The organism is Arthrobacter sp. JUb115, from assembly GCF_004365035.1.
Lineage (GTDB): Bacteria > Actinomycetota > Actinomycetes > Actinomycetales > Micrococcaceae > Glutamicibacter.
The window spans coordinates 67,639-91,005 of record NZ_SOBS01000010.1 but is presented as its reverse complement, the minus strand read 5'-3'; the positions used below and the strand labels follow the sequence as shown (position 1 = coordinate 91,005).

The 23,367-nt window shown below is 60.8% G+C and carries 23 protein-coding genes, 4 tRNA genes and 1 pseudogene; 21 read left to right on the top strand and 7 right to left on the bottom strand.

What is annotated here, in order from left to right:
• Positions 1–18 precede the first annotated feature (18 nt).
• Both EDF61_RS15580 and EDF61_RS15575 read right to left on the bottom strand, forming a co-directional pair.
• A complete protein-coding gene (locus EDF61_RS15580) occupies positions 19–1,863 on the bottom strand; it encodes an ABC transporter substrate-binding protein (protein WP_166650845.1) in 1,845 nt (614 codons plus the stop codon).
• Between the two features lie 150 nt (positions 1,864–2,013).
• The gene (locus EDF61_RS15575) at positions 2,014–2,946 is read right to left on the bottom strand and encodes a 2-hydroxyacid dehydrogenase (protein ID WP_133834700.1); all 933 of its coding nucleotides are present in this window, start codon (positions 2,944–2,946) and stop codon (positions 2,014–2,016) included.
• A gap of 173 nt (positions 2,947–3,119) precedes the next feature.
• Between EDF61_RS15575 and EDF61_RS15570 the strand changes: the two genes are divergently transcribed.
• Together EDF61_RS15570 and EDF61_RS15565 are read left to right on the top strand one after the other, a co-directional pair.
• A tRNA-Lys gene (locus EDF61_RS15570) sits at positions 3,120–3,192 on the top strand.
• Positions 3,193–3,241: 49 nt separating this feature from the next.
• A tRNA-Lys gene (locus tag EDF61_RS15565) sits at positions 3,242–3,314 on the top strand.
• Positions 3,315–3,670: 356 nt separating this feature from the next.
• Here EDF61_RS15565 and EDF61_RS15560 read toward each other — a convergent pair.
• The gene (locus EDF61_RS15560) at positions 3,671–4,198 is read right to left on the bottom strand and encodes a hypothetical protein (RefSeq protein WP_133834699.1); all 528 of its coding nucleotides are present in this window, start codon (positions 4,196–4,198) and stop codon (positions 3,671–3,673) included.
• 458 nt (positions 4,199–4,656) lie between these two features.
• Between EDF61_RS15560 and EDF61_RS15555 the strand changes: the two genes are divergently transcribed.
• From EDF61_RS15555 to EDF61_RS15540, 4 genes are all read left to right on the top strand, one after another.
• A tRNA-Lys gene (locus EDF61_RS15555) sits at positions 4,657–4,729 on the top strand.
• Between the two features lie 66 nt (positions 4,730–4,795).
• The gene (gene bcp, locus EDF61_RS15550) at positions 4,796–5,287 is read left to right on the top strand and encodes a thioredoxin-dependent thiol peroxidase (protein ID WP_133834698.1); all 492 of its coding nucleotides are present in this window, start codon (positions 4,796–4,798) and stop codon (positions 5,285–5,287) included.
• Positions 5,288–5,379: 92 nt separating this feature from the next.
• Positions 5,380–5,464, top strand: a tRNA-Leu gene (locus EDF61_RS15545).
• Positions 5,465–5,581: 117 nt separating this feature from the next.
• On the top strand, positions 5,582–6,142 hold the full coding sequence (locus tag EDF61_RS15540; protein WP_133834697.1) for a MarR family winged helix-turn-helix transcriptional regulator: 561 nt from the start codon (positions 5,582–5,584) through the stop codon (positions 6,140–6,142).
• 32 nt (positions 6,143–6,174) lie between these two features.
• Here the strand turns inward: EDF61_RS15540 and EDF61_RS15535 are convergent, their stop codons facing one another.
• A complete protein-coding gene (locus tag EDF61_RS15535; protein WP_133834696.1) occupies positions 6,175–7,626 on the bottom strand; it encodes an SDR family oxidoreductase in 1,452 nt (483 codons plus the stop codon).
• Complete coding sequence (locus EDF61_RS15530; RefSeq protein ID WP_133834695.1) at positions 7,623–8,453, bottom strand: TspO-related membrane protein; 831 nt, start codon at positions 8,451–8,453, stop codon at positions 7,623–7,625. The genes EDF61_RS15535 and EDF61_RS15530 overlap by 4 nt, the downstream gene beginning before the upstream one ends.
• 114 nt (positions 8,454–8,567) lie before the next feature.
• Between EDF61_RS15530 and EDF61_RS15525 the strand changes: the two genes are divergently transcribed.
• The 10 genes and pseudogenes from EDF61_RS15525 (at position 8,568) to EDF61_RS15485 (ending at position 15,396) form a co-directional block, all read left to right on the top strand.
• Positions 8,568–9,056 (top strand): MarR family winged helix-turn-helix transcriptional regulator, encoded by a 489-nt coding sequence (locus EDF61_RS15525; RefSeq protein WP_133834694.1) that lies wholly within the window; start codon positions 8,568–8,570, stop codon positions 9,054–9,056.
• A gap of 12 nt (positions 9,057–9,068) precedes the next feature.
• A complete protein-coding gene (locus EDF61_RS15520; RefSeq protein ID WP_286172288.1) occupies positions 9,069–10,172 on the top strand; it encodes a polyprenyl synthetase family protein in 1,104 nt (367 codons plus the stop codon).
• A gap of 5 nt (positions 10,173–10,177) precedes the next feature.
• On the top strand, positions 10,178–11,122 hold the full coding sequence (locus tag EDF61_RS15515) for a phytoene/squalene synthase family protein (RefSeq protein WP_105661109.1): 945 nt from the start codon (positions 10,178–10,180) through the stop codon (positions 11,120–11,122).
• Positions 11,113–11,181: pseudogene (locus tag EDF61_RS19230) on the top strand (hypothetical protein); the annotation flags it as partial. The gene EDF61_RS15515 and the pseudogene EDF61_RS19230, both read left to right, overlap by 10 nt.
• Before the next feature lie 3 nt (positions 11,182–11,184).
• Positions 11,185–12,711, top strand: a complete 1,527-nt coding sequence (crtI, locus tag EDF61_RS15510) for a phytoene desaturase family protein (RefSeq protein ID WP_353653994.1) — start codon at positions 11,185–11,187, stop codon at positions 12,709–12,711.
• Entirely contained in the window at positions 12,708–13,070 is a 363-nt protein-coding gene (locus EDF61_RS15505; protein ID WP_105661111.1) for a lycopene cyclase domain-containing protein, read from the top strand. The genes crtI and EDF61_RS15505 overlap by 4 nt, the downstream gene beginning before the upstream one ends.
• Positions 13,060–13,380, top strand: a complete 321-nt coding sequence (locus EDF61_RS15500; RefSeq protein WP_105658079.1) for a lycopene cyclase domain-containing protein — start codon at positions 13,060–13,062, stop codon at positions 13,378–13,380. The genes EDF61_RS15505 and EDF61_RS15500 overlap by 11 nt, the downstream gene beginning before the upstream one ends.
• Complete coding sequence (locus EDF61_RS15495) at positions 13,377–14,240, top strand: prenyltransferase (RefSeq protein ID WP_105661112.1); 864 nt, start codon at positions 13,377–13,379, stop codon at positions 14,238–14,240. The genes EDF61_RS15500 and EDF61_RS15495 overlap by 4 nt, the downstream gene beginning before the upstream one ends.
• Positions 14,241–14,266: 26 nt before the next feature.
• The gene (idi, locus tag EDF61_RS15490; RefSeq protein WP_105661113.1) at positions 14,267–14,791 is read left to right on the top strand and encodes an isopentenyl-diphosphate Delta-isomerase; all 525 of its coding nucleotides are present in this window, start codon (positions 14,267–14,269) and stop codon (positions 14,789–14,791) included.
• Between the two features lie 80 nt (positions 14,792–14,871).
• Positions 14,872–15,396, top strand: coding sequence for a hypothetical protein (locus EDF61_RS15485; RefSeq protein ID WP_133834691.1), 525 nt, complete (start codon positions 14,872–14,874; stop codon positions 15,394–15,396).
• Positions 15,397–15,477: 81 nt separating this feature from the next.
• On the opposite strand, the gene EDF61_RS15480 is transcribed toward EDF61_RS15485, so the two are convergent.
• Positions 15,478–15,939 carry a hypothetical protein gene (locus EDF61_RS15480; RefSeq protein ID WP_105658083.1) on the bottom strand — a complete coding sequence of 154 codons (462 nt, stop codon included), beginning with the start codon at positions 15,937–15,939 and terminating at the stop codon, positions 15,478–15,480.
• A 619-nt stretch (positions 15,940–16,558) separates the two neighbouring features.
• On the opposite strand from EDF61_RS15480, the gene EDF61_RS15475 reads away from it, so the two are divergent.
• The 4 genes from EDF61_RS15475 to EDF61_RS15460 all read left to right on the top strand — a co-directional run bounded on the left by EDF61_RS15475 (position 16,559) and on the right by EDF61_RS15460 (position 21,657).
• Positions 16,559–18,442: an acetolactate synthase large subunit gene (locus EDF61_RS15475; protein ID WP_105658084.1), complete on the top strand. Its 1,884-nt coding sequence runs from the start codon at positions 16,559–16,561 to the stop codon at positions 18,440–18,442.
• Positions 18,443–18,445: 3 nt separating this feature from the next.
• The gene (gene ilvN / locus EDF61_RS15470) at positions 18,446–18,964 is read left to right on the top strand and encodes an acetolactate synthase small subunit (protein ID WP_105658085.1); all 519 of its coding nucleotides are present in this window, start codon (positions 18,446–18,448) and stop codon (positions 18,962–18,964) included.
• A gap of 122 nt (positions 18,965–19,086) precedes the next feature.
• The gene (gene ilvC / locus EDF61_RS15465) at positions 19,087–20,118 is read left to right on the top strand and encodes a ketol-acid reductoisomerase (RefSeq protein WP_013348730.1); all 1,032 of its coding nucleotides are present in this window, start codon (positions 19,087–19,089) and stop codon (positions 20,116–20,118) included.
• A gap of 273 nt (positions 20,119–20,391) precedes the next feature.
• Positions 20,392–21,657, top strand: a complete 1,266-nt coding sequence (locus EDF61_RS15460; RefSeq protein WP_133834690.1) for a hypothetical protein — start codon at positions 20,392–20,394, stop codon at positions 21,655–21,657.
• A gap of 136 nt (positions 21,658–21,793) precedes the next feature.
• Here EDF61_RS15460 and EDF61_RS15455 read toward each other — a convergent pair whose 3' ends face one another.
• Entirely contained in the window at positions 21,794–22,450 is a 657-nt protein-coding gene (locus EDF61_RS15455) for a sunset domain-containing protein (protein ID WP_133834689.1), read from the bottom strand.
• Between the two features lie 164 nt (positions 22,451–22,614).
• Here EDF61_RS15455 and EDF61_RS15450 point away from each other — a divergent pair, with 164 nt between their 5' ends.
• Positions 22,615–23,319 carry a class I SAM-dependent methyltransferase gene (locus EDF61_RS15450; RefSeq protein WP_208294286.1) on the top strand — a complete coding sequence of 235 codons (705 nt, stop codon included), beginning with the start codon at positions 22,615–22,617 and terminating at the stop codon, positions 23,317–23,319.
• Positions 23,320–23,367: the final 48 nt, after the last annotated feature.

Here is a 23,367-nt window from a genome sequence, read left to right as displayed (position 1 = left end):
TAACTGGGTTAACGGTCACTAACTTGAGATAGACGGCGAGTTTGCCATCTGCACATCCGCGTAGCACTCATTGAGCATCGGCGATGGCGGATAGAAGGTGACATTGCCGTTAAACGCCAGCGCAGAGATCGGAAAGACCAGTGGGAGCGCGGGCAGATCCGCGTTCAGGGTCTTGAGGATATCGGCATAGGCGGCGGTCCGTTCCTCTCCGGAAGGGATGGAACGGGCCAGCATGATCTGTGAGTCAAGTAACGTCGACGTGTATCCGAACTCATTCTCCTTGGCCGCCAAAATGCCGGAAAGGAAGTCGTCTGCCGAACGGTAGCCGCCGGAGAATCCCAGCAGGTGCAATCCCGCGAAGTCCTTGGACTGCACGGTCTGCACGTAGCCGTCGGTCCATGCAATCGGGCGCGGCTTGATGCGGATGCCCACTGCGGCGAGGTCCTCGGCGATCTGCGCGAACGTGCGTTCAGGCAGCGGCAGGTAGTTGCGCGAAACCTGCAGCGGGTAGGCGAACTCGATCTGTTCGCCCTTGTAGCCCAACTCGGCCAGCAAGGTCTTGGCCTTCGATGCATCGTGGTTCGGCGTATCTTCCGGTGCCGGAATGCTCAAGGCGGACGGCAAGAGGGTCGAAGCGTGCTTGGATCCTTGCAGGAACAGCTTCTCGGCCAGCGAGCTGCGGTTGACCGCGTGCGCAATGGCCATGCGGAATTCCGGCTTGGCCAGCCACTTATTGCGCTGGTTCATGCCGAGGTAGAGCACGGAGAAGGGATCGCGCTGGACAACCACCTTGGCATTGCGCACCAGGGTGCGCATGATGTCCACCGAGACCATGTCGAAGCCGTCGATTTCATCGGCCAGCAGCGCGCCTTCGCGGTTGTAGGGCGAAGGCACAGCAGAGATCAGCGCAACCTCGGGATGCGCGGTGTTATTGGATAGCCGCGGTTGATTCCAATAGTCCTTGAAGATCTCCAGGCGCACCACATTGTCCTCATGGGAAACGAAAGTGTATGGCCCGGTACCTACCGGGTGGGTGGAGAGCGACTCGGCCGGGTTCTGCCCAGGGCCGCCGGTCAACGCACTGGGCGCGGCAATGGCCATGCCCGGCAGGGTCAGCGCTTCGATCAGCCCTGGCAGCCGGCGGCGCAGGTTCAAGGCGACCAGGTACTTGCCGGTTGCCTTGACGGATTCGAAATAGCTGGCGGAACCGGCTGCGGACTTGCCTTCGAAGAGCTTGGTGTCGAATTTCTTGGTCAGCTCTTCAAGCTGCTTGGTGCGCAGCTGCTGGGTGGCCAGTTCCTCTTCGCTGGCGTCGGCAGCGCTCTTGAACTCTTCTTCGAGTTCCTTGGCAGTTGGAAGCTTGGGGATGTCGCTGTCGAAGTGGAAAACATTGGCAAAGCCCTGGCTGGATGAAGCGCGCAGCTGCGGGGACAAGTTTTCCCAGCGTTTGAAGTTGGCGACCACTGCTTCTGCGGTCAATTCGGTGCCGTCGTGGAAGAGCACGCCTTCGCGCAGGGTGAAGGTGTAGCGCAAGCCATCAGGGCTTTCGGTCCAGGATTCGGCCAGGCCGGCTACGGCGCCACCGGTATCGGGATCGATATCGACCAGCGTCTCGTACACCTGGCGGGTGATCCGGAAGGATTCGTTATCCGCCACGATGGCCGGATCCAGCTTGACCGGGGGAGCGGCTGCTGCCAGGCGCAGGGTCCGGGGAATGCGCGGTGCGCTGGCCGAGGCTGTGGGCGAAGCGGAGGCCGCGGGCCCTGGGTTTCCGGTGCAGGCGGTCAGTGCCAGTGCGGTAGTCGCCAATGTACCGGTCAGCAATGCGCGTCGTGATACGAGTTTCAATGGCAATTCGGGCACTGGGATGACTCATCTTCCTATGGCAGGCGGTACTGCTTCGCGCAGGGAACAAGCAAGTAAATGTGCGCAAAGGTATTTATCAAAGATAGCGCACCACGGCCACGGCTCCGGGAGCCAAAACTCCCGGAGCCGTCAACTGTCGCTAAATTGTTAGCTGCGGTGCACGAGGTTCTCGCCGTCGTTGCCCGCTGCCCAGGCCTGCACCTGCTTCTTGAGCAACTTCACCATGCGCGGGAAGAACGCCTTGGTGTTGCCGCCGTTGTGGGGAATGACCAAGGCATTAGGGTGCTGCCACAATGGGTGATCGGCCGGCAGGGGTTCTGGGTCGAATACATCCGATGCCATGTTCAAGCGGCCCGAAGCGACTTCTGCCACGATTGCGTCGGTATCCACCACCGGGCCGCGAGCGACGTTGACCACGGTTGCACCGTCAGGAAGCTTGGCCAGCAGATCAGCGTCGACCAGATGATGGGTGGAATCGTTGAGCGGCACGATCAGGATCAGCACTTCGATCTGCGCCGCGCGTGCTGCGAGATCAGAAGTTGCGAAGATTTCGCCATGCTCATCGGTGCGGGCCGTGGAGCCGAAGCGCAGGAGATTGACCTCGAAGGGCTCCAGGCGCTTGCGGATCTCTTCGCCGATGCCGCCCACGCCAACCAATGCCACCGTCCGATCAGCCAAGCCGGGCCACTGCTGGGGATTCCAGCGGCCTTGCTGCTGGTCTCGGACCGCGTGCGGGTAGCCGCGCAGGGATGCGATGGCCAGGCCGATGGCCATCTCGGCGGTAGCCGCCGCGTGGACGCCGGCCGCGGTATTGATATTTGCGCGATCGCCAATCAGGTCAACCATTCCGTCGAAGCCGGTGGTCTGGGTCTGGACGATCTTGACGTTCGGTGCCTTGCGGATGTTCTTCAGCGTCTGGGGATTCGACATATAGGGAAGGATGGCAATGTCGATTTCTTCCAGCGCAGTTCCGGGGGTGCTCTCCAGGTCCCAGAGCACAGCTTTGAGGTTTTCCGGGATCGGACCGACCGCATCAATCAGATCTTGTGTCGGGAATGAAATCGTTAGTTGGGTGCTCATGGAAACACTGTACAAACCCCATCCGCGCTTTGGTAGTAACCCCTAGTCATGTCCTGTAATGAAGGTCACCGCAGAATGCTGGCCCCCGAATTTGCGCTGAGGGAAATTGCTGGTAAAGTTTTATCTCGTTGCGAAAGCGCGAAGCCCGAAAAGCTTCTAGAACATCGCAGCGGGCGCCTCTAGCTCAATTGGCAGAGCAAATGACTCTTAATCATTAGGTTCCGGGTTCAAGTCCCGGGGGGCGCACGAACAATTTGTTCGGTTCACCAGACAACTTGTTTGCATAAATTAATACGCGCTTTTAGCTCAATTGGTAGAGCAAATGACTCTTAATCATTAGGTTCCGGGTTCGAGTCCCGGAGGGCGCACAAAACAAAGGTCAGGCTTCGGTCTGGCCTTTTTGTTTGTCCCGGTGGTTCTTCTTCAAGTTCAGGACGGCGCTCGGCGAGGACAAGGAGCCATGGTCTCCAGGCAACTACGGTGTTCGCATCCGAAGCTCGGGCGTTGATCGCACTCTTCAAGATATGAACGTCAAGTGAGTTCAGCACGTCGATAGCGTTCGAGCAGGCTCATCATGATCCCTCGCATGAACGCAGCCCCGATAGATGGCTTCGACTCATCAGCTGGCTCGATGATTGGCTTAACTTCGACCTCGATAGCCTCAGGGGTTACCGACTAGGGCGAGGGAATCCAGCGTAACCAGAGCTGTTACTGTCTTTTTGACCTAGTCCTGCGAGGTTTTTGCCGCCACGGTTTCGACCACCACATTGTTGTCGGTCTTCACGGTGACGTTTGTGAGTTCAGGGGATTCGTGGCCAACCGTGGTCAAGACCAGATTCGCATAGGCCTCCAGGTCTTCTGAAGACCAGCCATCCTGTACGGTAATCACAAGCTTGCCTTCGGATGGGGAGCTCCAGCGGATCGTGTCACCTTGCGCGCTACCAGGGAAAGCGTCGAAACTATGAGCACCATTTCCATTTAGGTACTGGGTTATTTTTTCATCTGCCCATTCCTGGCTGACTTCGCTCATCGTCTTTGGCGTACTTTGGGCGTTGGCTGTCGACCCTGGGGTAGGGCTCGGCGTGTTCTGCGCCTGAACAATAGGCGTTCCGGCATTTGCTTCAGCAGTAAGCTTCGCGTCGTTCTTCAGCAACCTGGGGCTAGTCGCTGAAACCACGAGTACGGCCACAAGTGCGACAAGTACAACTAGTACAGAAACGTTCCCGAGAATTCGTTTGGCCGAGCGCGACATGAGTCCTCCAAGTGATGGTTGATATGAGCCTAGCCTCAACTGACGGCTTTATGAACCTAGAAGCTTTCGCCGGCCATGATCACTAGGGCGGGCACTGTTGACAGTCTGCAATCGACTGCATGCTTCGCTGGTGTTTGCCCTTCGATGCCTAGATAGGTTGCCATGCCGTCGCGATAGTAAGTGGACAATCATTCCATTGCTTTCACCACCCGGATGGTGAAAGTCGAACCCATGCCAAGAGTGCCTGCATTTCAGTGCTCAACGACTACTGAAGAACAAGATGTTATGTGTGTTTTAGATTACTTTCAAGCCGGACAATTGGTGATATTATGGAGTTGACTTGGAATTTTATGTTCTGAGGTCGGGTACTGGCCGATTTTTGCTTTTGCATCATTTCTGCCTATGATTGTCTACGTCGCAAAGACGAGTTCTGAAAAAGAACTAGTCAGAGCGAGGAAGCGCTTTTAGCTCAATTGGTAGAGCAAATGACTCTTAATCATTAGGTTCCGGGTTCGAGTCCCGGAGGGCGCACAGTAGATCCGATCTGATTCGTCAGGTCGGATTTTTTGTATACCGCAAAGAAAAGAGGATCAGCTCATGAGTACTTCCGAAAAGACTAACCGTCTGTCCATCGGTGACCAGGCCCCTGATTTCACCTTGCAGGACGCTGCTGGCAAGTCTGTTGCCTTGGCTGATTACCGCGGCAAGAAGACCATCGTGTACTTCTACCCAGCCGCATCCACCCCGGGCTGCACGAAGCAGGCCTGCGATTTCCGCGATTCACTCGAATCTTTGCAGTCCCTGGGTTACGCAGTTCTGGGCATTTCCCCGGACAAGACCGCCAAGCTGGAAAAGTTTGTCGCCAAGGAAGAATTGAACTTCCCGCTGCTCTCCGACGAGGACCACGCGGTAGCTGAAGCCTACGGCGCCTGGGGAGAAAAGAAGAACTACGGCAAGGTCTACGAGGGCCTGATTCGCTCCACTATCGTGCTCGATGAAGAGGGCAAAATCGCGCTGGCGCAGTACAACGTTCGCGCCACCGGCCATGTGGCCAAGCTGCGTCGTGACTTGGGCATTGATCCCAAGTAGACCCCTCCTCTGGCTGATTTCATATCAGGCAGAACTTCCGCTACACTAAATGAGGTCGCCTTCGAGGAAACAGTGTTTCCGGTGTAGCGCTAGCGAGTATGGCGGAATTGGTAGACGCGCTGGATTTAGGTTCCAGTGTCTTCGGACGTGAGAGTTCAAGTCTCTCTACTCGCACCAACTGAACCCTGCGGTCTGATTCCATCGGCCGCAGGGTTTTTGCATGCATCCGCAGCGGTTGACCAAGCGTATGATCCAAATAAGGCAAGCGGCCGCGATCCGAGGAGGAGGGGCACCATGGCAGCCAAGGAACTGCCCACCATGTATGGGCTTTCTGAATCCGATCCTGGCCAGGACCTGATCAAGCGGGCAGGCATAGCCCCAGCCAATCTGGAGCAAATCGACCGCATCATGGCTGAAATGGGCCGGATGCGCCAAATCGAACGCCGCATCATGCGCAGCTCCCAGCAGTTCATGAAGCTGAACGAAACCGACATGCGGGCGATCCGCAAGATGATCTCCGCCAAGCATGCGGGCCAATCCGTCACCCCGGGTGCGCTGAGCCAGTATCTGGGAATTTCCAGCGCATCGGTCACCAAGATGATTGACCGCTTGGAAGCCCACGGCCATGTGCGGCGCACCAGACATCCAACCGACCGGCGTTCGCAATGCGTCGAGGTCACCGAAGAAACCCACCTGGCAGCACGCGAGCAAGTGGGTCGGCACCATGCCAAGAGATTCGAAGTGGCCAACGCGATGAGCCCTGAGGAGCGGGACGTAGTGATCCGGTTCCTTGCCGGGACCTCCGATGCCTTGGAAAGCAGCCTCGATTCAACCGCTGCCGGCGAAGCGGAGTAGTTCCGGGACGTACTGGATCCTCAGCCAGCCACCTAATTTTCCGCGGCGCGCACAATGTTCTTGATGGTGGCCGGGAAGATGGCCCCATGGAACGGGTATACCGCCCACCAGTAGCAGCGTCCGGCCAAGCCCCGCGGGAAGAACACAGCTCGCTGGATCAGTTCGCTTCGCCCGTCAGCTCGCTTTTCGATCCGGTAATCCAGCCATGCCTGGCCCGGGGCGCGCATCTCCGCGCGCAAGCGCAGCAAGCTGTTTTCCTCCAGGGCTTCCACGCGCCACCAATCCACCACATCTCCCAGTGCCAGCGTGCTGTGCGAGCGGCGTCCGCGCCGCGACCCCACGCCGCCTGCCAGCTTGTCCATCAAGCCGCGCAGCTTCCACAGGGCGGGGAAAGCGAAATATGGTGATTCCCCGCCGAGCCGATGCAGCACGCTGAAGAGCTGCGCCTCGGTTGCCGTGGTGCTGATGCGGCGGATGTCGGTATAGGCCTTGCGCCCGGACCACTGCGGATCAGAGGGCAGCGGTTCGGCGGGTGCCGAAATCGGCTGGGCGGTAGCCCAACTGGTTTGCACCGCGTCGGCATCCATTTTTTCCAGTGCCAGCTGCACCGCTCGCGGATAGTCGCACAAGCCCTGGGCAGGCGGAGAAATCAGCTTATCGATGTCCCGCGAGCCCATGACGCAATCATGCTGCAGCGACTGCACCAGCGCGGAAGCCAAGGTGCGCGGCAACGGCGTCACCAGATTCACCCAGTGCGAAGCCAGCCGCGGGGTCAGCAGCGGCAATGGCCAGACTTTCGGCTCGCGCAGGCCGGCCACCTGGGCATAGATCTTCATCAGCTGCGCGTAGCTGTAGGTGCCGGGGCCGCCGATGTCATAGGTTCCCTGCGCGGGCTGCGCCAGCTCGGCGCAAGCCGCAAGATAGTGCAAGGTGTCGCGGATGGCGATGGGCTGGACCTGGTTCAGCACCCAGCGTGGGGCCGGCATCACCGGGAGCACATCGCTCAGGTGCCTGACCATCTCGAAACTGGCCGAGCCGGAGCCGATCACCAGGCCCGCCTGGAGCACCAGGGTGCTGGCGGCCGCTGACAGGATCTGCCCCACGGCCACGCGCGAAGCCAGGTGCTCGCTGAGTTCGCCTGCCGGATGCAACCCGGAAAGGTAGACCAGCTGGCTGACGTCCTGTTCGCGTACGGCCTGCGCCATGACCTGCGCGCACGCTTTTTCCGGGGCCGCGAAATCCCGGGTCCCGGACATCGAATGCACCAGGTAGTAGAGCAGGTCCGCGTCCTTGCAGAGCTTGGCCACGGCGTGCTCATCTTGCAGGTCTCCCTCGATGATCTCGACTTGGCTGCGCCACGGGGTATCGCGCAGGCGCTGCGCATCACGGGTGAATACTCGGACCCGGTGCCCGTTGCGCAAGAGCAGAGGCACCAGCCGTCCGCCGATATATCCGGTCGCTCCGGTCACTGCTATCAAGCTCATGGCGTTCGAACACCGCGCTTGCGCCAGGCGATCACCATGGATCCGAGCAGGAGCAGCGCGGCGCAGCCCAGCGCGGCGTACCCGGCCAGTTCAGACTGATTGGTTCCGGACAGCCGGCTCACGCCGATCCAGCCCAGGCCCCAGGCGATGGCCAAGGCGGTGAAGATCCTGCCCGAGTAGGCGGTGGTGCCCAGCCCGATGACGGCTGCGACCACCAGCAGTGCCACTGCCGCTCCTGGTGCCCAGGAGGCGTCCTGGCCAAAGCCCAGGGAGAGCAGCCATGCGGAGGTGTTGGCGATGCTGGCTACGCAGACCCAGCCCAGGTAGATGCCGAAGGTCAGCCACATGATCCAGTATTCGGTGCGCGAGGCCGGGGTGCCTGCCACCATGATGGTCAACATCCAAGCCAAGCACGCGACGAGGATGAAGATCACTGCCACGCTGGCGCCCAGCCAGCCCAGCTGGACCACGGTAATCCATGCGGCGTTCAGCAATGCCGAAAGCAGCGCGGGAATCCGCAGCTTGGCGGCCCAGGCCGAGCGGCGTCCGGCCGGAGTGAGCTGGAAAATTCCGTAGACGGCCAGCCCGGCGTAGATCACGCTCCAGATGGAGAAGGCCGGACCCGCGGGGGCCAGCAGCGTCGAGTCAGCGCCCAGATAGCCGCCGGCTGCCTGCTGGACCGGAGTTCCGCCCAGGGCCCCGCTTCCGATAAATGAAACGGCAATGGCCAGGACCAGGGCAATCGCCGTGAACACCGGCAGTGCCCAGGATGTGGCCGACGCGGGGGCTCGATAGGGAAAATTCGGGGAATCCGTGGAACTGCTCATCGTGTGCTCCTGATGTCGGTTGAAAAATTTTCCCGCTTCGAGTCGACAAAACGAGATAGTTAAACCATGATGTATCTAGAAAAGCTAAATATCAACTAGGCGAGAGAAGTTATCATGGATTGTTCACGTCCGCTGATTGCCTCGGAAGTGTTCCGGTTGCTGCTCAAGCTCCAGCGGTCCTATGCACTGAGCGAAGCGCGCCTGCGCCACAGCCTTGACCTGAACGATACAGATTTGCGTGCGGTGAACCTGCTGCGTTCCATGCAAACGCCCAGCTCCGGGGAACTGGCCCGCGAACTGGGAGTGTCATCGGCAGGAATCACCTCGGTGCTGGACCGGCTCGAAGCCCGCGGGATGGTTGAAAGAAGGCACCATGCCGCGGATCGGCGGCGCACCCTGGTGGCCCCGGGGAGCAATTTCCCGGTATCCACCGGGCCAGGGCAGGTGCTGCTGCGCAAGCTGCACACGTTATACGCGCAGCTGGACGAGCCGTCGCGCAGGAATCTGGGCGTCCTGCTCGAAGATGCCCGGCGAGAGCTGGAGACGCGGGACACCGTGAGCAGCGAAGAGAACCAAGCAAACCCCACCACATCCTTTCAGTAGGGAACCATGAGAATGCACACCACCACACACCAGGCCCCGCCGGCCGCAGCGGCTGGCGCGCCAGCCTCAGGCGGGCTCATCGATGCACCCACCCGGCGCGCCATCAGCGATCGGCTGGAACTGCTGGCCACGCAGGCCCAGCGCCGCAGCGCCGCCTACTCCGCGCAGACCGCGCTGCTCTGGTCCCGGATCTCCGAACGGCTGGCTACCGGCAAGCTGATGCGCCCGGGGCTGGTAATGCTCGGCTACCGGGCCTTCGGCGGCCGCAATGAGGCCCGCGCCATAGACCTGGGCTGCGCCTTCGAGCTGCTGCACGCCGCCTTGCTGATCCACGACGACGTGGTGGACCGCGACTTCGTGCGCCGCGGGGAAAAGACCATCTCGGCGCTCTACCGCGACCACGCCATCGCCAGCGGCCGGAACCGGGCCGACGCCGAGCATGCGGGCAATTCCGTGGGCATCATCGCCGGGGACCTGCTGATCAGCGAAGCGATCAAGCTCGCAGCCAGGGCCGCGGCCGGAAGCGACAGCGAAGCCGGGGTCCAGCAGGCCTTCTTCCAAGCCATCGAGCAGGCAGGGGCCGGAGAGCTCGAGGACCTGCTCTACTCGCTGGGCCCGGCTCCAGCCACCACCAGCCAGGTGCTGCGCATGGAGCAGATGAAAACCGCGGCCTACTCCTTCCAGTTGCCGCTGCAGGCCGGAGCGCTGCTGGCCGGGGCGCACCCCGGCCAGGCCGAAGCCATCGGCGCGGTGGGCTGCCAGCTCGGGGTGGCCTACCAGATCATCGATGATGTGCTGGGCACCTTCGGGGATCCGGCACGCACCGGCAAGCCGGTGGAATCGGACTTGCGCGAATTCAAGAGCACCATCTTGCTGGCCCTGGCCAGCGAGCAACCCGAATTCGCCAAGCTGCTGGGCGGATTCCGCGAAGGAACAGTGGATGCCGGCCGGATCCGCCAGGAACTGGCCGCGCAGGGGGCCGAGCGCTTCGCCCGGCAGCTGGCTAAGCAACTCTGCTCGCGGGCCACCGGCTCCGCGGCCTTCCTGGACCTGCCCGAAGAAGCCCGGACGCTGCTGCGCGAATGCACCGGCCTGATCCTGGATCGAAGCAGCTGAACGCCATGAATCCTGACAATTCCCCAAACAGCACCGCAGGCACCGCCGCCTTGGAGCACTATTCGCGCACCGCCCAGCGCAGCGCCAGGGTGGTGCTGGGCGAATACTCCACCTCGTTCTCGCTGGCCTGCAGGCTGCTGGATGCCGCCAGCGCCCGGCACATCGCCAATATCTATGCGCTGGTGCGCCTGGCCGATGAAATCGTGGACGGGGTGGCCTGCCAGGCCGGCCTGGACAACCAGGCCATCGCCGCCTGCCTGGACGAGCTGGAAGCAGAAACCCTGCGCGCCATGGAACGCGGGTACAGCACCAACATGGTGGTCCACGCTTTCACCATTTCCGCCCGGGCCACCGGCATCCACGCCGAGCTCACCGCCCCGTTCTTCGCCTCAATGCGCGCGGACCTGGGCACCGGGCAGCATGATGAGCGCAGCTTGCAGGACTACATCTACGGCTCGGCCGAAGTCATCGGGCTGATGTGCCTGCAGGTCTTCCAGGCGATGCCCGCCGCGCCGGACTTGACGCCTGCCCAGGCGCAGCGCGCCAAGCACGCCGCCCGCAGCCTGGGCGCGGCCTTCCAGAAGGTCAACTTCCTGCGCGACCTGGCGGAAGACAGCGAAGATTTGGGACGCAGCTACTTTCCCGGCCTGGACCCGGCAGGATTCGATGAGCCAAGCAAGGCGAAGCTGGTTGCGCAGATCGAGCAGGACCTGGCCCAGGCCCGTGCCGGCCTGCCCTACCTGGCCCCGTCCGCTGCCCGGGCGGTGCGCCTGGCCCATGACCTGTTCCGCGAACTGAACTCCCAGCTGGATAAGGCCCCGGCCTCCCAGCTGCTGCGCACCCGCATCTCGGTCTCCGCCCCGCGCAAGGCGCTGATCGCCGCCCGCGTGCTGCTGGGCACCCGGGGCACCACCGGCCGCAAGCCAAGAATGGAAGTAGCAAGCAGATGAACCACGCACAAAGAGAAGTCGTAGTCATCGGGGGCGGATTCTCCGGCCTGGCCAGCGCCGGGTTGCTCGCCGCCCGGGGCTGCAAGGTCACCTTGATCGAGCAGCAGCCGCATCCAGGCGGTCGCTCCGGACGCCTGGAGCGCGACGGGTTCCGCTTCGACACCGGCCCCTCCTGGTACCTGATGCCCGAGGTCTTCGAGCACTGGTTCAAGCTCATGGGCACCAGCGCCAGCGAACAGCTGGAGTTGCGCGAACTGGCCACCGGCTACCGCACCTTCTTCCAGGACCGCGAAGAACCGGTGGATGTCGGAACCGGCGCTGCGACCAGCGGACTCTTCGAAGCCCTGGAACCGGGCAGCGGCCCAGCCTTGGAGCGGTACCTGCGCACAGCGAAGGAGGGGTATGAATTGGCCTTGGAGCATTTCCTCTATGACGATTTCAGTTCGCTCACCTCCCTGCTGCACCCAAGGATCCTGCGCCGGACCCCGCAACTGGCCCAGCTGCTGGCCTCCAGCCTGGAAAGCCATGTCGCCCGGCGCTTTTCGAGCAACGAGATCCGCCAGCTGCTCGGATACCCGGCGGTGTTCCTGGGCTCCAGCCCGAGCCGCACCCCTGCGCTCTACCAGCTGATGAGCCACCTGGACCTCACCGACGGGGTGAAATACCCGATGGGAGGCTTCGCTGCCGTTGCCGATGCCATGGCCGAACTGGCACGGAAACACGGCGCGGCCATCCATTTGGGCGCCACCGCAACGGCCATTGAAACCAGCGCAGGAAAAAATCCACGGGTCAGCGCGGTGCGCTGGATCGACGCGCACGGCAGGCAGCAGCGCACCCCGGCGACCCATGTGATCGCAGCCGCCGATGTGCGCCACCTGGAAGGCCATTTGCTGCCCGAGGAGCTGCAGACCCATACCGCCAAGAGCTTCCAGCGCAAAGACCCCGGCCCCAGCGCGGTGCTGCTCTGCCTGGGCATCAGCGGCAAGCTGCCGCAGCTGGAGCACCACAACTTGCTGTTCACCACCGATTGGAAAGAGAATTTCTCGCGGATTCGCCAAGGGCGGATGCTGGAGGCGGAAACCAGCATCTATGTCTGCAAGCCCAGTGCCACCGACCCCTCGGTGGCCCCGGAAGGCTGCGAGAACCTGTTCATCCTGGTTCCGGCTCCGGCCATGCCCGAATGGGGGATCGGCGCAGCCGATGGGGCAGGAGATGCCGCGGTGGAAGCGGTGGCCGACGCGGCCATCGACCAGCTGGCCGCATGGGCTGGCATCAAGGATCTTCGCGAGCGGATCGTAGTGCGCCAGAGCATCGGCCCGGGGGACTTCCTCCAGCAGTACGGCGCCTTCAAAGGCGGTGCGCTGGGCCTGGCCCATACCCTGGGGCAAAGCGCCATGCTGCGTCCGGGCAACCGCAGCGCCAAGGTGGGCGGGCTGCACTATGCCGGCAGCACCGTGCGCCCTGGAATCGGCGTGCCGATGTGCCTGATCAGCGGGGAACTGGCTGCCAAAGCGGTGCTCGGGATCAAGGCCGCGGGGCCCATGGACGAAAACTTCGCGGCCACGGTGCGGCAGGAGGCAGGAGCATGATCTACCTGGGCATCTTGCTGGCACTGCTGGCCTGCATGGGGCTGCTGGACGCGAAGGGAAAGCTCTTCATCTTCCGCCACCCGGTGCGCGGGATCCTGGCCCTGGGGCTGGGCACCGGATTCTTCGTGCTCTGGGATGTGCTGGCCATCAGGCAGGGCATCTTCCTGCACAAGGAATCAGAGCTCATGACCGGAATCATGGTGGGCGAGCAGTTCCCTGTGGAAGAAGTCTTCTTCCTGGTCTTCTTGTGCTATTGCGCCATGATTGCCTTCACCGGGCTGCCAGTGCTGGCCGGAATGCTGCGCAACCGGAACCAGAAAGCACCCAAGCGCACGTTAGGGGAGAACCATGTTCCTTGAATTGAGCTTCTGCTTCCTATTTGCGGCCATGGCCGTCTTTGCCGCCGGTCTGGCCGCCAGCAAGCAGCGCCTGCGCTCGGTCGCCAAGCCGCTGGGCGCTGCCATGGCCTTGATGCTCGTGCTCACCGCGATCTTCGACAACCTGATGATCTACGCCGGGCTGTTCGGCTACGGCAGCGGGACGCTGTCCGGGGTGCATCTGGGCCTGGCCCCGATTGAAGACTTCTTCTACGCCGCCTGCGCGGTCTTCCTGGTTCCCGGGCTGTGGTGGCTGCTCGGTGCCCGCAGCCACAGAAAGGACGCTTCATGATCCGCGGAATCGTATTGAGCTCACGCCCCATCTCCTGGGTGAATACCGCCTACCCGTTTGCCGCCGCCTATCTGCTGGCCGGCGGCGGGATCGATTGGCGTTTGGTCCTGGGCACGGTGTTCTTCCTCTTCCCCTACAACCTGCTGATGTACGGCGTGAACGATGTCTTCGACTACGAGTCGGACCTGCGCAATCCGCGCAAGGGAGGAATCGAGGGGGCGCTGCTGTCCAGGCAGAGCCATAAGGCGCTGCTCGTCGCCTGCGTCCTGTGCGCCGCGCCGTTCCTCGCGGTGCTCGTGGCGGCCGGGGATGGCGCAGCCAACCTCGTTCTGGCCGTGTCCATCCTTGCGGTGCTGGCCTACTCCGCACCGCGGCTGCGTTTCAAGGAAAGGCCCGGGCTGGACTCGCTGACCAGCGCGGTGCACTTCGTCTCTCCGGCGGTCTACGGGTGGGTGCTGGCTGGCGCCAGCGTGCAGGCCGAACAGTGGCTGGTCTTCGGCGCGTTCCTGCTCTGGGGGATGGCCAGCCATGCCCTGGGCGCAATCCAGGATATTGTTCCCGATCGCCAAGGCGGGCTCTCCTCGATCGCCACCGCCTTGTCGGCCCGCACGACCATCTACCTGGTCTTGGCCGCCTACCTGCTGGCCGGAGCGCTCGTGGCGGTGGGCCTGTCGGGCCTTGGCCGCTGGGCGGCGGTGCTGGCCCTGGCCTATGTGCTCAACGTCCTACCCCATCTTGGAATCAGCGATGCAAGCTCGGGTACGGTTAATCGAGGATGGAAGAGATTCTTGTGGATCAACTACCTGTGCGGTTTCCTGCTGACCATGCTCCTGATCTTTTCGGCACTTTTCACCTACTAGACCCGGATGGGGATTCAAGGATTTCAATGGACGTCATTTTGCTTTCGGATCAAGGCCAGCCTATTGGCACGCACCCGAAAGAATTGGTTCACACCACGGATACCGTGCTGCACCAGGCATTCTCCTGCCATGTGCAGAATCAAGCTGGCCAGGTGCTGGTGACGCGTCGTGCCCTGTCCAAGGTGACCTGGCCAGGGGTCTGGACGAACTCCTTCTGCGGGCATCCCCAGCCCGGCGAGAGCTTCGAAGAAGCCATTACGCGCCACGCGGCCCATGAGCTCGGCTTCAAGGTCAGCCGCATCGAATCGGCGCTGCCGGACTTCCGCTATCGCGCCGTGGATGCCTCGGGCATTGTGGAAAACGAAATCTGCCCGGTCTTCACCGCGATAATCGGCAGCGAGATCTCCGCTAACCCGGACGAAGTCATGGACTACTGCTGGGTGGATCCGGCACAACTCGGTGAAGCCCTGCGCGCCACCCCCTGGGCCTTCAGCCCGTGGCTGGTGATGCAGGCTGCAGGGATGTCCCTGTACCAGGTCGAGCAAGGCTGATTCCGGGCCCGCCGCCGGCGTGGAATCCGTGCAGGGTGATTCCTGTGGAATTGTCCGGGTCATTGGCTATGCTCGATTGCATGGTGCTTCAAGTAATTTCTGCCGGTATCCAGCGGCACGGCGCGGCCATCCATGCGTTACGCAGGGCCAGTGTGGTCGCCGGTGGCCTGGTGCTGGCTTCGTCCCTGGCCAGCTGTGCCCCGCTCCAGTTCGAAGCATCCGCGCAAACTCCTAGCGTGAGCCAGCAGATCGCGGCCTTGCCGAAGTATGCCGACAACCTCCAGGAAGTCGAAGGGCGCCAGGAATGGGCGGATCAGAAGATCTTCCAGTACCTCAATGGCCAGGGCGCCGCAGGCTTCCATTCATTCGCCCAGGATTCCATCCAGTACGCCACCGTGGGGTGGCTCTCTCCGGTCCAGGGCGTGCTCGCCATTGTGGTGGAGGGCAGTGATTGGATCGCGGAGGGCAGTGCTGCCGGCTATGCCGAGCGGGTCATGACCTCCGTCGGCTACGAATCAATCGAGTTGGACCGGGTTGAGATCCTCACCGTCGAAGGGCAGCTGCTCGCCTCCGACTACCGCGGGAATCATCCCGGGGCTTTGTAAGCGAAAAGGCCATCTCGCCGCGTAGCTCGTAATGGAGCTAGCTGGCGGGATGGCCTTTGCTATGGCGAATTCTCTTGCTGGTTATACGAAGTTCTCGGTGCCTTCGATGGTGTTCATGAAGTGGTCCATGAAATCAGCGAAGTCCTCTGCATCTGATTTCTGGTCAATGGTGGCACCAATGCTGATGGCATCATCGACATGCAAGTCGATGCTCGGCGCTTCGGGAATGCTGAAGCGGAACACCCGGCCCGAAGAGATCGCGATTTCGTAGCCGCCATCGCTGAGCTCGGCGAGCTGGTTCACATTCGTATTGTTGATGTTGATCGCATCCTCGGATGCTTCCAAGCTGCTGGCATTCACTGGCGCAATAATCAGTTCCGCTGGTTGGCGCCGATATCCAATGACCTTGAGCCCTCCGGAGCCGGCGATGCCGGTGCCCGCCACGAGATTGTAGCTGGCGAAGTTGGGGATCTGCGAGTCGAAGGCCTCATGGAGGCGGGCCTTTACCTGCTGGGTTGGATTTTCGTCTGGGCGCTTGTCCATAACCAATACTCTACCGATAACTTTGGACAATTTGACCAGTCGCAACATTTATCGAAATGTGTCATCGGCACGTCATGGGTTATCTGATTGGTCATATTGACTTCTAGAATGGGATTAATGAGCCAGGATGCTAATTGAGTCGTCAAGCCATGCGCCCGTGTGGCCATCGACGGAACTCATGCCTTTCCCGGCTCAACGCTGCAAGCGAAACCAACTGCCTGGCAGGTGGCTTCCTTGGAGCAAGGGGTGCGCAGCGCGAGCGATGCGCGTCCAAGGCAGCTGGTGCTTGTCTCCAGCTAATCCCGTTTCGACAGGCGCTGTTGGTGCCTGGGAAGCGAAATAACCAAGTCTTGTTCGCGGTGTCGCGTCCAAGGTTTGGACATCCGTCTCATATAATGAGATAAACAGGGTGTCTAGTTGCTCTTTGCCGTGAGGTGGAGAAAACTAGAGGCATGCAAACAAACACCGATGTACTACTAGTTATCAGGCGCGGAGCCTGAGACACTGTCCAACACCACGGACAGTACGTCGGTAACGCGCAAGCCCCCTTTCGTCAGTAGTGACGGCCGCGGGGCGTTTTTTATGCGCAAACGAAGAGATAGATATGGAAAGGATCCCGATGAGCAACTCAACACCCGCCAATCCGGCGTCGGTTGCGAAGTCAATCAATCGAACCAAGGATGCCGCCGCCGCTGTCTCTTCCGTCGTGGAGGCTTCGAACCCGGTACAGGGTCCGAATAATATCGTTGCTCCCACACAGATGACGGGCTCACAAGCCATCGTCCGCTCGCTGGAAGAACTGGGCGTCAAAGACGTCTTCGGATTACCAGGTGGGGCCATCCTTCCCACCTATGATCCACTGATGGATTCGACCAAGATTAACCACATCTTGGTCCGCCACGAACAGGGTGCCGGCCATGCCGCACAGGGTTACGCCATGGTGAGCGGGGAAGTGGGCGTATGCATCGCTACTTCCGGACCAGGCGCAACCAACCTCGTCACCGCACTGGCCGATGCCAATATGGACTCGGTACCAATGGTGGCAATCACCGGTCAGGTCAATAGCGCTTTCATTGGCTCTGACGCATTCCAGGAAGCAGACATTGTCGGCATCACGATGCCGATTACCAAGCACGCTTTCCTGGTCACCAACGCGGAAGACATTCCGCGCACGCTGGCCAGCGCGTTCTACCTGGCGCAGACCGGCCGTCCCGGTCCGGTGCTGGTGGATATCACCAAGGATGCCCAGCAGAGCGACATGACCTTCTCATGGCCGCCAAAGGTCGACCTGCCGGGCTACCGCGTGGTCACCCGCGGACACAACAAGCAGCTGCGCGAAGCCGCCAAGCTCATCGCTTCGGCAACCCGCCCGGTGCTGTATGTTGGCGGTGGCGTGATCAAGGCCAACGCCCATGAGCAGCTGAAGGAATTCGCGGAATTCATCAACGCTCCGGTGGTCACTACGCTGACCGCACGCGGTGCCTTCCCGGACTCGCATGAACAGCACGTGGGCATGCCAGGCATGCACGGTGCCGTCTCGGCGGTCACGGCACTGCAGCAGTCGGATTTGCTCATTACCCTCGGCGCCCGCTTCGATGACCGCGTCACCGGCGTGCTCTCCACCTTCGCGCCGAACGCGAAGGTGATCCACGCCGATATCGATCCTGCGGAAATCTCCAAGAACCGCGTGGCCGATGTGCCGATCGTCGGCTCGCTGGATGAAATCATCCCGCAGCTGCACGAGGCCTGCGCCTCGCGCTTCGAGAACGAAGCCCAGCAGGACCTGGCCGGCTGGTGGGGACTGCTCAACCGCCTGCGCGAAACCTACCCGATCGGCTACACCGAAACCCACGACGGCCTCTCTGCTCCGCAGAATGTTATCGGGCGCATCGGCGAGCTGACCGGTCCGGAAGGCGTCTACGTGGCAGGCGTGGGCCAGCACCAGATGTGGGCAGCGCAGTTCGTCAAGTACGAGCGCCCGCGCTCGTGGCTGAACTCCGCCGGCCTGGGCACCATGGGCTACTCGGTGCCTGCCGCCATGGGCGCCAAGGTGGCGCAGCCGGACCGCGTGGTCTGGGCCATTGACGGAGATGGCTGCTTCCAGATGACCAACCAGGAACTGGCTACCTGCGTGATCAACCGGATCCCCATCAAGGTTGCCATCATCAACAACTCGTCGCTGGGCATGGTCCGCCAGTGGCAGACCCTGTTCTACGATGGCCGCTACTCCAACACCGATTTGAACACCGGCCACGGAACCGCCCGGATTCCGGACTTCGTGAAGCTGGCCGACGCCTACGGCTGCGTGGGCCTGCGCTGCGAACGCGACGAGGATATCGATGCGACCATCCAGAAGGCATTGGAAATCAATGACCGTCCGGTAGTCATCGACTTCGTGGTCTCGGCCGACTCCATGGTGTGGCCAATGGTCCCATCGGGAGTCAGCAACGACCAGATCCAGATTGCCCGCGGCATGACCCCTGAATGGGAAGAGGAGGACTAGGACATGGCAAAGCATACGCTTTCGGTACTGGTTGAAGACGTTCCCGGCGTGCTCACCCGCGTCGCCAGCCTCTTCGCCCGCCGTGCCTTCAACATTCACTCGCTGGCCGTAGGCCCCACGGAAATTGCCGGCATCAGCCGCATGACCGTGGTGGTGGACGCCGAAGGGGATTCCCTGGAGCAGGTCACCAAGCAGCTGAACAAGCTGGTCAACGTCATCAAGATCGTGGAACTGCTGCCGGAAACCTCGGTGCAGCGCGACCACATCATGATCAAGGTGCGCGCCGATGCGGCGACGCGACTGCAGGTCACACAGGCCGCGGAGCTGTTCCGCGCATCGGTGATCGACGTATCCACGGACTCGCTGGTCGTTGAGGCCACCGGCAATGCGGCGAAGATCGAAGCACTGCTGGCAGTACTTGAGCCATTCGGCATCCGCGAGATCGTCCAGGCCGGAACGCTGGCCGTGGGACGCGGAACAAAGTCGATGAGCGACCGTGCCCTGAAGACGCTATCCGCCTAAGCGCACAACGACTTCAAGAGACACGAACTACAAATTTAGGTATTTGGCACCTAGCTTAGAAGAAAGCAACAGTGCCTAAGCACAAGACTTCTTTACCAGAAGCACAAATAAGGAGAATTACAGTGGCTGATCTGTACTACGAAGACGACGCAGACCTCTCGATCATCCAGGGCAAGAAGGTAGCTGTCATTGGCTACGGCTCCCAGGGCCACGCCCACGCATTGAGCCTGCGCGACTCGGGCGTCGAGGTTATCGTCGGCCTGGCTGAGGGCTCCAAGTCCCGTGCCAAGGCCGAGGCCGAAGGCCTGAAGGTAGCTACGGTTGCCGAAGCAGCGGCTTGGGCAGATGTCATCATGATCCTGACCCCGGACCAGGTCCAGGCCCAGGTCTACACCGAGTCGATCGCCGAGCACCTCGAAGAGGGCAACGCGCTGTTCTTCGGCCACGGCTTCAACATCCGCTTCGGCTTCATCCAGCCACCAGCCAACGTCGACGTTGCACTGGTTGCTCCCAAGGCACCAGGGCACACCGTGCGCCGCGAATTCGAAGCCGGCCGTGGCATCCCTGACCTGATCGCCGTGGAGCAGAACTTCACCGGCGGCGCCAAGGAACTGGCACTGTCCTACGCTGCAGGCATCGGCGGCACCCGTGCCGGCGTTATCGAGACCACCTTCACCGAAGAGACCGAAACCGACCTGTTCGGCGAGCAGGCTGTGCTGTGCGGTGGCACCTCCCAGCTGGTCCAGTACGGCTTCGAGGTCCTGACCGAAGCTGGCTACAAGCCGGAAATCGCCTACTTCGAGGTGCTGCACGAGCTGAAGCTGATCGTCGACCTGATGTGGGAAGGCGGCATCGCCAAGCAGCGCTGGTCGATCTCCGACACCGCTGAGTACGGCGACTACGTCTCCGGCCCACGCGTGATCACCCCAGAGGTGAAGGAAAACATGAAGGCTGTGCTGGCTGATATCCAGTCCGGTGCTTTCGCCAACCGCTTCATGGAAGACCAGAAGGCTGGCGCTCCGGAGTTCAAGGAACTGCGTGCCAAGGGCGAAGCGCACCCAATCGAGACCACCGGTCGCGAACTGCGCTCGCTGTTCTCCTGGATCTCGGATGCATCCTCGGATGACTACGTAGATGGTTCGGTAGCCCGCTAATTGCGAGGTGACAACTAGCTTCATAAGCTGAAAACCGCTGGCTCTGAACGATAGGAATATCGTTTAGAGCCAGCGGTTTTCGTTTAAATGCATGTTGCGTCTATTCTGCGATGAGCGCATCGAAAAGGGAGCTGCACTCCTGCTGTGTGCTGAAGTGCCGCGGCCTGAAGGAACTTTAGTATTCAATCTTTTAGTGTAAGAATTGTTCCGGGCGAGAGCAGAACGAACAATGCCGCCGCCGCTGTTCAATAGCTGATAGTTCAAGGAGCAAAAGTGGCTAGCGAAGATATTGAGATCGTTTCTGATGGAAATGGCGTGGCAGTCCTTGGCGAACGCAGCGCCGTTGACAAATTCGTGGAATCCGTCGGCTTGATTTCCAAGGAACTGCCCTTGGAACGCGTAAGCAAAGCAGCTGGCCTCAGTGCAACCGCGATGCAAGCCGGTAGCGGGATTGCGCAGACGTCCGGACGCTGGATCAAGCTCTCGGAAGACTCAGCACGGATCTTCAATGCCAAGAACCTGATGGCTGGATCGGAGAACGGCCTGGCGCGTGCAGTCGTCATGAAAGATGGCAAGATCAGCAATTTGCTTGAAATCGTCACCAGCCCAACGGCGATGCTTTCAAACCCGGCTGTTCTGGCAGGCGTGGGTGGGATTATAGCCCAATACGCGATGCAGCAGAGCATGGATGAGATCACCGATTACTTGAAGGTGATCGACGAGAAAATTGACGATATCCTCCGTGCGCAGAATGACGCGGTCCTAGCGGATCTTGATGGTGTTGGAATGCTCATCGATGATGCCATGGTCGTGCGCGACCAAGTGGGGCATATCGGCGAGACGACATGGTCAAAGGTTAATTCGAATGCCAAGACCATCGCAACGACCCAGTCCTATGCGCTGCGGGCCTTGGCAGGATTAGCTGAAAAGCTGGAAGACAAAACGAAGATGGGTGAACTGGCCAAGATCACCCGCGAGATCGAATCAAAGGCCACCCAGTGGTTGGCAGTACTGGCACGTTGCTTCCAACTCGAAGACGGCATGTCTGTTCTGGAACTGGACCGTGTGCTCAACGGGTCTCCTGACGAACTGGAGAATCATCGAATCGCGCTGCAGATCGCGCGCGAACGCAGAATCGCACACATTACGAAGGTGACCGAGCAGCTTCTTGAGCGAATCGCTGTCGTCGCCGGACTGGCGAATTCAAAGGTGCTGCTGCATCCGAAGTCATCGAGCGAAGTCGTGAAGGCGACGAATGCCGTCTCGAATGATCTAGTGGAATTCCAAAGCCGATTGGGAATCGAGAGCGCCTACGGGGCACTGGAGTCAAAGAAGTGGCTCAAGGCTGTCTCCGAGGTTCGGGACAAGGTGACTGATGCAGGCGCTGATGGCTTGAGCGCAATCAAGCAGTTTGGGGACGAGACGAAGAACCGTGCCTTGGACAAAGCCGAGGACGTAGCAACTTCATTTGCCGAGAATATCAAGAAAAGCCGCAGTGGGGAGTCCGCGAAGGATTCTCCAGAAGCCATTGAGAAGTAGGAGCTGGCGGAACTAGATTCTTCCCTCGCACTTGGCTCCATTGCATTTCAAATAAATCGACCTCGGTTGCTTCCCATATGGGAAGCAACCGAGGTCGATTTTTTAGTTTGCTGGGTCGGATACCAGCCAGGCAGGTTTAGAGCTTCGAAGCCCGGTAGCCGGCCTTGCGCGCATCAGCTGCAGTCTTGAAGCATTCTTCTGGCTTCGTGATGTTGTAGAAGCGCTGTCCCTTGACATGGTACTTCCACTCCTTCTGGCTGCCGGTGCGGTTGCCCTTCACCGGGTAGCCTGCAGGGCAGTTCTTCGCCTTCCCGCTCATCTTCACGGAACGCTTGGCGGCCGCCTTCTTCACCAGCAAGGTCTGCGTCTTCTGAATGGTCGAGGTCTTGCCCTTGAGCTGGTACTTGACCGTGGTGGTGACCTTGTAGGTGCCCGCTGCGAGCTTGACGGACTTCTTCTTGCTGGCGACGGTCTTCTTGCCCTTGACCACCTTCAGCAACGCCGACTTGATCTTCACGTTCTTTGCCTTGGAATAGCTAGGCTTGATGGTTGCCTTGGCTGAACCCTTGACAGTCTTCGTGCCAATTTTCTTGATCGTTACCGCAGGAGCCTTTTTCTTCGCAGCAACGATGCTGGCAGATGAAATGCTGGTGGGCAACGGAGCGGCCGAGGCCGCGGAGACACCGGAGAATGCAAGTGCTCCCGAAGCGATGACAGCGAGTGAACGCTGAACTAATTTATTCAATTTCTCCCCATGGAAAGTCGAACGAGCATGGGCACTGATCGGTCCCATGTGCTGATTCTAATCTGGACTGGGAATAGAAACTATGGCTGGACGCGATTGTGATCGATTGCGGCTATTGCAGTCAAAGCGTTACTCGATCAGTCGAGTGTTTTCCCAATGATTAGTTGAAGCCTTTGCTAGGCTCGGGCAAAACCATGCAAAGGAGCGCGCCCGTGCCACAGGAAAGCAACTACGACGATTTCGCCCAGGACTACGCTGACGAGAACGAATTCAGCATGCTGAACGCCTACTATGAGCGGCCGGCCACCTTGGAACTGGCAGGAGACGTTGCCGGCCGGAACATCCTGGATATCGGCTGCGGCGCCGGCCCGCTGTCGGAACAGCTCATGAGCCGTGGAGCGAGCGTCTCGGGCTTCGACACCAGCCGGGCCATGGTGGACCTGGCACGCCAGCGGCTGGGCGAAGATGCCGACCTGAAAGTGGCGACATTGGGGGAGAAGCTCCCGTATGCCGACAACAGTTTTGACGATGCCATTGCTTCCTTGGTGTTCCACTATTTGCCGGACTGGGACTACGCACTGGAGGAAGTCCGCCGGGTCCTCAAGCCCGGCGGCCGGCTCATCATGTCGGTGAACCATCCGATTCTCTACCCGTTCAACCACCGAGGCAAGGACTACTTCCAGCTCACCCAGTACACCGACGAAGTGACTTTCAAGGGGAAGCCTGCCGAACTGACCTATTGGCATCGGCCTTTGCATGAAACTATGAAGGCACTGATCTCCGCAGGGTTCGCGGTGGAGCGTGTTTGGGAGCCGCCGTATGCCAAGGATGCGCCCGAAGGCGTGATTCCAGAAGCCTTGCGTGAACGCGACGCGTTCTTGAGCTTCCTGTTCTTCTCGCTGCGCTCGACGCGCTAGCCAGCGCACTGCTTCCGGGTGCCAACGGCGTCCGGAAGCCGCGAAGCC

Excerpts from the sequence above, each read along its gene's own strand:
- idi (WP_105661113.1), top strand. The coding sequence starts at position 14,267 with ATGGACGTCATTTTGCTTTCGGATCAAGGCCAGCCTATTGGCACGCAC.
- EDF61_RS15515 (WP_105661109.1), top strand. The coding sequence starts at position 10,178 with ATGAATCCTGACAATTCCCCAAACAGCACCGCAGGCACCGCCGCCTTG.
- EDF61_RS15485 (WP_133834691.1), top strand. The coding sequence starts at position 14,872 with ATGGTGCTTCAAGTAATTTCTGCCGGTATCCAGCGGCACGGCGCGGCC.
- EDF61_RS15575 (WP_133834700.1), bottom strand. The coding sequence starts at position 2,946 with ATGAGCACCCAACTAACGATTTCATTCCCGACACAAGATCTGATTGAT.
- bcp (WP_133834698.1), top strand. The coding sequence starts at position 4,796 with ATGAGTACTTCCGAAAAGACTAACCGTCTGTCCATCGGTGACCAGGCC.
- EDF61_RS15525 (WP_133834694.1), top strand. The coding sequence starts at position 8,568 with ATGGATTGTTCACGTCCGCTGATTGCCTCGGAAGTGTTCCGGTTGCTG.
- EDF61_RS15495 (WP_105661112.1), top strand. The coding sequence starts at position 13,377 with ATGATCCGCGGAATCGTATTGAGCTCACGCCCCATCTCCTGGGTGAAT.
- EDF61_RS15540 (WP_133834697.1), top strand. The coding sequence starts at position 5,582 with ATGGCAGCCAAGGAACTGCCCACCATGTATGGGCTTTCTGAATCCGAT.
- EDF61_RS15560 (WP_133834699.1), bottom strand. The coding sequence starts at position 4,198 with ATGTCGCGCTCGGCCAAACGAATTCTCGGGAACGTTTCTGTACTAGTT.
- EDF61_RS15475 (WP_105658084.1), top strand. The coding sequence starts at position 16,559 with ATGAGCAACTCAACACCCGCCAATCCGGCGTCGGTTGCGAAGTCAATC.
- EDF61_RS15480 (WP_105658083.1), bottom strand. The coding sequence starts at position 15,939 with ATGGACAAGCGCCCAGACGAAAATCCAACCCAGCAGGTAAAGGCCCGC.
- EDF61_RS15455 (WP_133834689.1), bottom strand. The coding sequence starts at position 22,450 with ATGGGACCGATCAGTGCCCATGCTCGTTCGACTTTCCATGGGGAGAAA.
- ilvN (WP_105658085.1), top strand. The coding sequence starts at position 18,446 with ATGGCAAAGCATACGCTTTCGGTACTGGTTGAAGACGTTCCCGGCGTG.
- EDF61_RS15520 (WP_286172288.1), top strand. The coding sequence starts at position 9,069 with ATGCACACCACCACACACCAGGCCCCGCCGGCCGCAGCGGCTGGCGCG.
- EDF61_RS15500 (WP_105658079.1), top strand. The coding sequence starts at position 13,060 with ATGTTCCTTGAATTGAGCTTCTGCTTCCTATTTGCGGCCATGGCCGTC.
- EDF61_RS15535 (WP_133834696.1), bottom strand. The coding sequence starts at position 7,626 with ATGAGCTTGATAGCAGTGACCGGAGCGACCGGATATATCGGCGGACGG.
- EDF61_RS15505 (WP_105661111.1), top strand. The coding sequence starts at position 12,708 with ATGATCTACCTGGGCATCTTGCTGGCACTGCTGGCCTGCATGGGGCTG.
- EDF61_RS15530 (WP_133834695.1), bottom strand. The coding sequence starts at position 8,453 with ATGAGCAGTTCCACGGATTCCCCGAATTTTCCCTATCGAGCCCCCGCG.